Raw genomic sequence first — 2,219 nt, 5'->3', positions numbered from 1 at the left:
GCGCTGGTCCGCGCGGCGGGCCGCTATGCCACCGATGTCCGCGCCCGGCGGGTCGACCCGCAGTTTATCCCGCTCGTCGGCCGCTGGCTGCGGGAGGGCGGGCACGAGGCCTTCCCGGACCCGGCGCCCGCCGAGGAGCCGGCCGAGTTGACCGTCGATACCTCGGTGACTCAGGACCCTGTCCATACTGCCCTGGTGGGCGCCGGCATGACCGAGGCAGATCATCGCAGCTGGATCGCCCGTTGCCAGCTCGACGTCGACAGGGATCGCTCGATCCTGCAGGTCCGGGCGCCCAGCCGGTTTGTCGCCGACACGATCAGGGAGCGGTTTGTCCCGATCCTGCGGCGTGCCTTTGGCGTCCGAGAGGTCGACTTTATTTCGCCGCGAGGTGGGCCATGACCGCGCCGAGCTGGTATCCGAAGCCCGAGACCTTGCCGGGCGTGCTGGCGCTCATCGCGCAGGTAGTCGGCATCGATGCCGCGCTGCGCGTTGGCCAGGTCGCGGGCGGTCAGCAGAAATACATGCCGATGCCCGACAAGGTCGGGCCGAATACCTGGCTGTCCAAGCTGATCGGCGTCAAGGCGGCCCGGCTGGTCGCCGCCCGCCACCTGAAGGCCGGGGCGGTCAAGGGCGAGCTGCTCCTCGTCCCCTCCGCATCGGTCGAGCGCAACGCCATCGCCGTCCGCACGCTGTGGATCCAGCGGGGCTACTCGATCAACCAGATCGCCGGCGAGCTGCATCTGGCCCGGCACCGTGTGAAGGAGCTGGTGGAGGGTTGGCCGAAAGGCAACGGCGGCCCGGCGCTCGAAGACGTCGATACGGGGCGCTGTCCGGCCTGCGGTCGCCGCCATCCCGCCAAGCGCCTGCGGCTGTCCGATCATCGTCAACTGGCGCTGCCGCTGGCTACACCGCCTAGGGGCGCAGGGTCCATCTGATCCTGCCCGCCCGCCCGCGCGAAACTGCCGGGCATGAACACCGCCACCAGCTCCTCCCCGGGTTTCGGCCCGCACCTCGACGACGGCCGCTTCCGGGCGGCCGTCGATTTTCTCCGTCCGCACGAGGGGGACCTCGCCGACGATCCGGACGATCCGGGCGGTGTGACGAAATTTGGCGTCTCCCTCCGCTTTGCGAAGTCCTGCGGCGATCTCGACGGCGACGGCCGCCTGGACCTCGATCTCGACGGCGACGGCGATGTGGACGCGGAAGATATCCGGCGGATGACGAGGCCGGACTCCGCCTATGTCTACTGGCTGTACTGGTGGGAGCGGTATCGCTACGGCGAGCTGTGCCTGCCGATCGCCGTCAAAACCTTCGACCTCGCCGTCAACATGGGCGCGAGGCAGGCGCACAAGATCGTGCAGCGAGCGGCGAGGTCGCATGGCCGCCCGCTCCTCGACGATGGCGATCTTGGCCCCGCCAGCCGCTCCGCCCTGCGCTCGCTCGGCAACACCGACATCCTTCCTGCCATCCGCTCCGAAGCGGCCGGCTTTTATCGCGGCCTGGTGGCCGCACGGCCGCGCTCGTCCAAGTACCTGGCCGGCTGGCTCAACCGTGCCTATGCCTGAGAGGTCAACGATGGAACACCCGACCCTGACCCGCGCGCTCGATCTGATCGCGCTCGCCCTTATCGCCCTGGTGCTGGCGACCGCCGCCTGCATCGCGTGGCCCGTGCCCGCCCTCGCGGCCGACGGCACGACCGTCGATTTCGCCCCGCTGATCAATCCGGTCCTCGACGCCATGGTCATGGGCGTCGCGGCCATTGTCGGCTGGGCCATCAATCACCTCACGATCCTGCTCAAGCTCAAGCAGGACGCCGAGGTTCGAGCCTATCTCGAAGACGCCGCGTATGCCGGCATCAATATTGCGCGGGCCAAGGCCGGTGACGCGCTGGCGGGCAAGCTGACCGTCGATGTCAAGATCGCGCTGGCGGCGGAAGTCGGCGAATACCTGATCGCCCGCGTCCCCGATGCCCTCGAGCGGTTCGGGCTGACCGGCGAGGCGCTCAAGGACTATGTGCTCGGCCGGTTGGGCGGCGATCCGCTGCCGCTGCCGCTGCCGGCGACCGCCGTCACGGCCGCACCGTGACCTGGACGGCCGCCCTTGTCCCCGTCGCCATCATCCTCGGCCTGGTCGGCCTCGCCGGCCTCGTCTGGTACGCAAACCGCGCCGGCCGCGTGGCCGAGCGGGCGGATGCCCGCGCCGGGGCCGAGGGCCTGCAC

General features: G+C 69.9%; 4 protein-coding genes. All 4 read left to right on the top strand.

All coding sequences use genetic code 11. The features are described from left to right. Positions 1–399 (top strand): DnaA N-terminal domain-containing protein (locus WAZ62_RS21005; protein WP_422645486.1); only part of this gene is annotated, 399 nt, incomplete at its 5' end. Then, a complete protein-coding gene (locus WAZ62_RS21000; RefSeq protein WP_422645485.1) occupies positions 396–935 on the top strand; it encodes a hypothetical protein in 540 nt (179 codons plus the stop codon). The genes WAZ62_RS21005 and WAZ62_RS21000, both read left to right, overlap by 4 nt. Positions 936–968: 33 nt before the next feature. Then, positions 969–1,565, top strand: coding sequence for a glycoside hydrolase family 108 protein (locus WAZ62_RS20995; protein WP_422645484.1), 597 nt, complete (start codon positions 969–971; stop codon positions 1,563–1,565). A 10-nt stretch (positions 1,566–1,575) separates the two neighbouring features. After that, positions 1,576–2,085, top strand: a complete 510-nt coding sequence (locus WAZ62_RS20990; RefSeq protein WP_422645483.1) for a hypothetical protein — start codon at positions 1,576–1,578, stop codon at positions 2,083–2,085. Positions 2,086–2,219: the final 134 nt, after the last annotated feature.

The sequence above is a fragment of the Zavarzinia sp. genome (assembly GCF_049306435.1).
Lineage (GTDB): Bacteria > Pseudomonadota > Alphaproteobacteria > Zavarziniales > Zavarziniaceae > Zavarzinia.
Note: the sequence above shows the minus strand (reverse complement) of the source record. Positions and strands in the feature narration are given on the sequence as shown.

What these genes read in the sequence shown, in the direction of transcription:
- WAZ62_RS21000 (WP_422645485.1), top strand. Translation starts at nt 396, where the DNA reads ATGACCGCGCCGAGCTGGTATCCGAAGCCCGAGACCTTGCCGGGCGTG.
- WAZ62_RS20990 (WP_422645483.1), top strand. Translation starts at nt 1,576, where the DNA reads ATGGAACACCCGACCCTGACCCGCGCGCTCGATCTGATCGCGCTCGCC.
- WAZ62_RS20995 (WP_422645484.1), top strand. Translation starts at nt 969, where the DNA reads ATGAACACCGCCACCAGCTCCTCCCCGGGTTTCGGCCCGCACCTCGAC.